Source organism: Lentibacillus sp., from assembly GCF_035301675.1.
GTDB lineage: Bacteria > Bacillota > Bacilli > Bacillales > Amphibacillaceae > Lentibacillus.
The window spans coordinates 194,578-200,801 of sequence record NZ_DATGTT010000047.1; the positions used below are offsets into that span (position 1 = coordinate 194,578).

Genomic DNA, 6,224 nt, shown 5'->3' on the forward strand with positions numbered 1-6,224 from the left:
AATAGAATACTTGGCTTTATCGTCAAGCCTTTATGACGAGAGCCTTCTTATGCAGATAAGAAAGATCTTCTTTATCTGTCAAAAATACAAAACTTTTGAGGAGGATTATAATGGGATTTGGAAATAATCAAGGATGTGGATGCGGCTATGGCGGTGGCTACGGCGGCCAAGTCGCAGGAGCAAGCTATGGCGGCCCCGGATACGGCTATGGTGGCGGATTCGGCTACGGCGGTGGCTATGGCGGTGGCGGCCGCGGTTTTGCGCTGATCGTCGTATTATTCATTCTGCTTATCATCGTTGGCGCAGCGTGGTGCTAACACCAGCCCGTAAAATATCATAGATTAAAAACCGAACCTGCCGGCAAATGGCAGGTCCGGTTTTTAATGTTATAACAATACATATCAATGATTAACGGGGCAAATCAACTGAAAAAGGTTCCGGACCTGTCGGCTGTTCACTGCCGCCCGCCGGTTCCACACTCGTTTTAATCAATTTAAACTGATCAACGCCTTCTCCCTGATATAAAATACGGACCGAGCCATTCTGAATCGGAAGCAATTCCCCGTATACATTATCATCCGTATCAATCATCCATATCTGATAATTTTTCCCTGACAGATCTGCCAAACCATCAATCTCAACCAGAATCTCCCGGGTGGAATTATTAATCCATACATTGCCGGACACATGATCAAACCGGGAAACAGGAATAATTTCAAGCCTTTTGGTGTCAGGTCTTGACTGAACCTGTGCCTCATTTATCTCGTCATTATAGATAACATCCTCATTTAACGCAGTATTACTGCCGCTATTGAATGTGGTAAGTCCAAACGCTAACAGAAGTGCTGCAGCCACCCCGCCAAGCCAGTAAACCGTCTTAGGTCTCCGCTTCCTTTTCGCTGGTTTGTTTTCCTCGTCGATACGTTGATCCAGCCTGTCTTTCAGCGTGCTCGAAGGGGCTTCCTTCTCTTCATTAACTGCCGGCAGCATACGCTCCCAGCCCTCCAATATGCTCTCGCACTTAGGACATTGGTGTATATGGGATATGACATTCTCACATTCAGCTTCATCCAGATTTCCAAGGGCAAAATCAATTAACGTCTGTTCGGGTATATGTTTACGAGATGCCATCTTTTTCACCCCCACCGGTGTCCATCTTGTTGAATAAGGATTTTTGTTTACGCAGATTATTCAGACCATACCGGATCAGCGATTTCACAGATCCAAGCGGCCTATTCATCGTGCTGGCAATTTCCTTATGTGTTTTCTCCTGAAAATAGGATCTGTAAATGGCTTCCCGCTGTTCCTTGGGCAGATGTTCCAATGCTTTTAGAACCGTATCTTTTTTAAACTCAGAAAGAAACTGCTTATCAGCCCCTGCTTCTTCTCCTGAAAGCAATTCTTCCAATGTATTTTGGAGTAACGGTTTCTTCTTTCTGACGAGGTCAAGTGCCCTGCTTTTTGTTCTGATTGCCAGCCACGCCTCAACACTTCCTTTGGAAACCTGGTATTGATCAGCTTTTTGATAGACTTCAAGAAAAACATCGTGACAAACATCTTCTGCTTCTTGTTTGTTCCCGGTCACATGCAATGCTATACGAAAAACAAACGATATATGTTTTTCGTATAGCAAATCAAAGGAATGGCGGGAACCCATTGAAATATTCTTCAATAACTGGACGCTTTCCATAGTTTTGCCCATGTTACTTCCCCCAGGATACTGTTAAAACTGTTTTCTAATAATTTATCAATTTTTTTACCGATTAACAAATCCAAAGTGCATTTTCGTCCGTAACTTCTATGAAAAATAAACAAGCAGGAGGTCAATGGAAATGTTCAGAAAGATTCTATCAATCATAACAGTCGTTATGCTTCTCTTGAGCACAGCACCGGCAGTAAACCAAACCTACGCTGCAGGCGGATTAACACTATTCACCCCTTATACCGGCTTATCGGTAACACCTGGTGAGACGGTCAGTTATCAGGTGGATGTTAAGAACAGCGCTTCAGCCATCCAAAATCTGACGTTTTCCCTGGAAGGTCTGCCGGACGGATGGAACAGCACCATAACGGCAAACGGAAGAGATATTCAACAGCTGTCCGTTCAGCCGGGCGGAAAACAGCAAATCACACTTGAAGTAACCGTTCCGCTTGAAGTTGAAAAAGCTGATTATAACTTTACGTTAGCGGCTGATGGTAATGGTGATGGCTATGCGGAATTACCGTTTAAAACCACGGTATCAGAGCAGGGGACCTTTGAAACAGAACTGACAACCGAACAGCAAAACATGGAAGGACATGCGGATTCCACATTTACATATAATGTGTCCCTGAAAAACCGCACAGCCGAAGAACAAAATTATGCCCTGAGCTCCGGAGCATCTGAGGGATGGGGCGTCACGTTTAAATCAGGCGGCAAGTCAATCACCTCGGCAGCTGTGAAACCAAATGGATCCAAAGATATTACAGTGGAAGTGAAACCGCCCAAAAATGTAAAAGCCCAAAACTATAAGATCCCGATTAAAGCAGCGACGAGCAGCACATCAGCGGAATTGAAACTGGAAACCGTTATAACGGGATCATACAGTCTAAAACTAACAACACCAAAAGGCAATTTAAGTACTGAAATCACTGCAGGCGGGGATAAAACGGTCGATCTGGTCGTCAAAAATAATGGTACAGCTGATCTTACAGACGTAAGCCTCAGTGCATCACCGCCGCCTGACTGGGACGTAGAATTTGACAAAAAAAGCATCTCAGCCATCAAGGCCGGCGAACAAGCAAAAGTACAAGCAACCATGACAGCACCGGATGAATCAATCGCAGGTGATTATGTCACCACCTTTACCGCTGAAACAGCGCAGGCATCATCCGACGCGAAATTCCGTGTTTCAGTCGAGACATCAACTCTATGGGGGGTCATCGGTGTCCTCATCATTCTGGGGGTTATTGGCGGGTTGTATTACATTTTCAGAAAATACGGGAGGAGATAATCTATGACGCAGCCGATCATTGAACTTAATGACATAACCAAACAATACGATGATCAGTTTGCGGTTGATCATTTATCTCTGTCTATTTTTAAAGGTGAAGTTTACGGTCTGCTTGGTCCGAACGGCGCCGGTAAAACAACCGCCATTCTCACAATGCTTGGCCTTAGTGAACCAACATCAGGACAGGTACGCGTCGCCGGCATCAATTCCACCCGTCAGCCGATTGAAGTGAAACGCAAAGTCGGTTATCTGCCCGATGACCTGGGATTCTATCACAATATGACGGGTCTTGAGAATCTGTTATTTACAGCGGAAATGAACAACATCCCGAAAAATACAGCCAAAAAACGTGCCGACGATTTACTGCAGAAAGTCTATTTGAACGAATCCGCTGATAAAAAGACCGGAAAATATTCACGCGGAATGAAACAGCGGCTTGGATTAGCGGATGTCCTGATGAAAAACCCCGAGGTCATCATCCTTGATGAACCGACTTTAGGAATCGATCCAGAAGGCGTTCGCGAATTGCTTAAAATGATTCGAAATTTGAACGAGCTGGAAAACATCACCGTTTTGCTATCGTCCCACCATTTGCATCAGGTTCAGCAAATATGTGACCGGGCAGGAATATTTGTGCAGGGGACACTTTTAGCGGAAGGCGATATCCCAAGTCTGGCTGAACAATTATTAGTGGATGATACGTTTGTCACGACAGTATCGGCAGATCCGATTGATGCCGATTTGATGCAAAAAATCAGTTTGATAGACGGTGTGAACAAGGTCGATCATGACAAGTCATATCTCGAAGTATACTGCAGCCGGGATGTCACGCCGCAAATCAGTAAGACGGTGATTGATTCCGGCAGTGCACTGCTTCAGATAAGCAACAAAAACTTCGGGCTTGATGAAATCTATCACCGTTACTTTGAAGGGCGTGAACAGCATGAATCTGTCTAGCCGATTACAAAAACTCAAGCCGGCAGCAATTACAGATAAAAGGGAAAAAACAAATGAAAACCGCAATGCTTTTTTCGCTCTGGTCAGAAAAGAGTTCACCGATAATATTACAAGCTGGCGGATCATCATTTTACTGGCGATCATAACCCTGACATGCTTTGGATCATTGTATACAGCCGTTACGACCATTCAGGACGCTATCGACAAAAGTAGCGAAAACGGTCAGCAAATCGGGAAGGATGCTTATCTATTTCTCAAACTGTTCACCGTATCAGATGGCACCCTGCCAAACTTTGTCACTTTTGTCACCTTTCTTGGGCCTTTACTCGGTATTGCGCTTGGATTTGATGCAATTAACTCCGAACGGAACAAAGGAACACTGAGCAGATTGATGTCGCAGCCAATACCGAGGGATTATGTGTTGAACGCCAAATTCATCGGTGCATTACTGTTGAATATCGTCCTGTTTTTTTCACTTGGTTTTCTGGTAATGGCACTTGGCATTCTTATTCTTGGCATACCGCCGACCTTTGAGGAGTTCGCCAGGGTCTTTTGTTTTCTCACTCTATGTATCGCCTATATCGCATTCTGGCTGAACCTTGGAATTCTGTTTTCCGTGTTATTCCGGCAAGCGGCAACATCAGCCCTTTCCAGCATTGCTGCATGGCTTTTCTTCAGTGTTTTTTACAATATGATCGTCCAAATGGCTGCCAAGTCCATGCTTTCATCAGGAAGCATTACCAGTCAGGAACAGGCCATCAATGCACAAGGGACGATTTTGAATTTCATGCGCCTGTCGCCGAATTATCTGTTCAGTGAATCAACAACAACACTGCTTTCACCAACCGTACGCAGTCTTGGACCTATGACCACACGACAGACTTCAGGAGCCATACCAAGCCCTCTGCCGCTGGATCAGAGCCTCCTTTTAATCTGGCCGCAGTTAACCGGCCTGATCGCAGCAACATTAATTTGTTTCGCGATTGCTTACATGCTGTTCATGCGGCAGGAAATCAGGTCGAATTAAGCAAAAACCGGCTGTCATCCCTCAACAGATGACGGCCGGTCTTTATTTTAAGTCAGGACGTTGTTGAGACAAATTCTTTTTATTAAAGAAGAATCCGCACTAGCCGGATATTATAATTGGTGCATTTTACCCCGCTCCTATTTTTTCAAAACAAATCAGCCAGTTTTACTAGAGGATAGATGGTTTTTCCAAGATTCTTTGATTCTTCTGATGATATATCCTATCTTCTGCAGATAAGTTTCCTCTTCTGTTGATTTCTCCCGTCTTCTGTTGATATTGCCGCTCATCTGTTGTTTTTTCCTGTCATCTGTTGATAATATCGCTCTTCCGTTGATTTAATTTCTCTTCTGCAGATTCCCGGCTTCTTCTGCCGATATTCGCCATGAGCCATGAGTAGCCGCGTCCCATCTTTTTAGCGTCTTCTTTCATCTCTGGAATCCGTGGAAATTATGAGGATAATCTTGGAATGGTCACATCGGGTTTTCGAAGTGGGATATGACGATTTTCGGCGGCTGCCGAAAATCAACATTATCGAAGGGGTGCACCAACTTTTTATAGCATCGCGCGAAATCCTGTGGACGTGGCGCGAAATCAGCCGGTCCTCGCACGAAATCCTGTGGATGTCGCGCGAAATTCCATGGGAGCTGCGCGATATCCACCAACCTCGTGCAAATTGCTCAACCCCCTCACCTTCCTCAACCCCCAATCCCGCCGCAGAATCACAAAATTATCCATAACCACGGAATTTATAGTTTCTTAACAAGAACAAAGGCTCGGGGCGCCCGTTTAGCGACGTACGGACTGCGCTCAGCGCTGCAGGTGGGTCGGCGTTGCCGCGCATCGCGGCGGTTTTAGCCAATCTGCCCCACTGGCCGCAGGAGATAAAGGAAACATGCCCCCTCATGGGGAGTATGCCGACGTTGGGCGCAAAGCCCGGGTTTAGTCGGCCTTCCTTGAACTCTGGAATCGCTGTTGACTTATCGGACGGAGGTGAAGGAAGTCACGCTACAGCTTTAGCGCTGGAGCCGGACGTGGCTATTTTTGATAAAGCATTCATAAAGCCAAAAATTTATACTCTTATATTATAACTCAACTTTCGCAGACTGAAATAGGCAGGTATGCCTTGATATAATTCGGCAGACCCGCAATCCACTGTTGTAGTTGACTTTTAATAAGTTGTTGCATTTTCTTATTACTCTTTTTCAGAGTATCTTCAAGAAGCTCGATTAACTGCTGCAGGGCAACAG

Annotated in this window: 8 protein-coding genes and 1 pseudogene; 5 read left to right on the top strand and 4 right to left on the bottom strand. The window is 45.2% G+C overall.

What is annotated here, in order from left to right:
* Positions 1-110: 110 nt before the first annotated feature.
* On the top strand, positions 111-317 hold the full coding sequence (locus VK097_RS07850; protein WP_324211252.1) for a YjcZ family sporulation protein: 207 nt from the start codon (positions 111-113) through the stop codon (positions 315-317).
* Positions 318-408: 91 nt separating this feature from the next.
* Here the strand turns inward: VK097_RS07850 and VK097_RS07855 are convergent, their stop codons facing one another.
* Both VK097_RS07855 and VK097_RS07860 read right to left on the bottom strand, forming a co-directional pair.
* Positions 409-1,131, bottom strand: coding sequence for an anti-sigma factor domain-containing protein (locus VK097_RS07855; protein WP_324211253.1), 723 nt, complete (start codon positions 1,129-1,131; stop codon positions 409-411).
* Positions 1,118-1,702 carry an RNA polymerase sigma factor gene (locus VK097_RS07860; protein ID WP_324211254.1) on the bottom strand — a complete coding sequence of 195 codons (585 nt, stop codon included), beginning with the start codon at positions 1,700-1,702 and terminating at the stop codon, positions 1,118-1,120. Before VK097_RS07860 ends, VK097_RS07855 begins: the two co-directional genes overlap by 14 nt.
* Positions 1,703-1,832: 130 nt before the next feature.
* On the opposite strand from VK097_RS07860, the gene VK097_RS07865 reads away from it, so the two are divergent.
* The 3 genes from VK097_RS07865 to VK097_RS07875 are packed head-to-tail and all read left to right on the top strand — an operon-like array spanning position 1,833 to position 4,977.
* On the top strand, positions 1,833-2,993 hold the full coding sequence (locus VK097_RS07865; RefSeq protein WP_414672164.1) for a COG1470 family protein: 1,161 nt from the start codon (positions 1,833-1,835) through the stop codon (positions 2,991-2,993).
* Between the two features lie 3 nt (positions 2,994-2,996).
* Positions 2,997-3,950, top strand: coding sequence for an ABC transporter ATP-binding protein (locus tag VK097_RS07870; RefSeq protein WP_324211256.1), 954 nt, complete (start codon positions 2,997-2,999; stop codon positions 3,948-3,950).
* Positions 3,937-4,977: an ABC transporter permease gene (locus tag VK097_RS07875; RefSeq protein ID WP_324211257.1), complete on the top strand. Its 1,041-nt coding sequence runs from the start codon at positions 3,937-3,939 to the stop codon at positions 4,975-4,977. Before VK097_RS07870 ends, VK097_RS07875 begins: the two co-directional genes overlap by 14 nt.
* Positions 4,978-5,280: 303 nt before the next feature.
* Here the strand turns inward: VK097_RS07875 and VK097_RS07880 are convergent, their stop codons facing one another.
* Positions 5,281-5,406 (bottom strand): hypothetical protein, encoded by a 126-nt coding sequence (locus VK097_RS07880; RefSeq protein ID WP_324211258.1) that lies wholly within the window; start codon positions 5,404-5,406, stop codon positions 5,281-5,283.
* Positions 5,407-5,438: 32 nt separating this feature from the next.
* On the opposite strand from VK097_RS07880, the gene VK097_RS07885 reads away from it, so the two are divergent.
* Positions 5,439-5,714: a hypothetical protein gene (locus tag VK097_RS07885; protein WP_324211259.1), complete on the top strand. Its 276-nt coding sequence runs from the start codon at positions 5,439-5,441 to the stop codon at positions 5,712-5,714.
* 352 nt (positions 5,715-6,066) lie between these two features.
* Here the strand turns inward: VK097_RS07885 and VK097_RS07890 are convergent.
* Positions 6,067-6,224 (bottom strand): annotated as a pseudogene (locus VK097_RS07890) (IS4 family transposase); the annotation flags it as partial.

Coding starts and splice junctions, on each gene's coding strand:
- VK097_RS07870 (WP_324211256.1), top strand. CDS start 2,997: ATGACGCAGCCGATCATTGAACTTAATGACATAACCAAACAATACGAT.
- VK097_RS07880 (WP_324211258.1), bottom strand. CDS start 5,406: ATGAAAGAAGACGCTAAAAAGATGGGACGCGGCTACTCATGGCTCATG.
- VK097_RS07875 (WP_324211257.1), top strand. CDS start 3,937: ATGAATCTGTCTAGCCGATTACAAAAACTCAAGCCGGCAGCAATTACA.
- VK097_RS07855 (WP_324211253.1), bottom strand. CDS start 1,131: ATGGCATCTCGTAAACATATACCCGAACAGACGTTAATTGATTTTGCC.
- VK097_RS07850 (WP_324211252.1), top strand. CDS start 111: ATGGGATTTGGAAATAATCAAGGATGTGGATGCGGCTATGGCGGTGGC.
- VK097_RS07865 (WP_414672164.1), top strand. CDS start 1,833: ATGTTCAGAAAGATTCTATCAATCATAACAGTCGTTATGCTTCTCTTG.
- VK097_RS07860 (WP_324211254.1), bottom strand. CDS start 1,702: ATGGGCAAAACTATGGAAAGCGTCCAGTTATTGAAGAATATTTCAATG.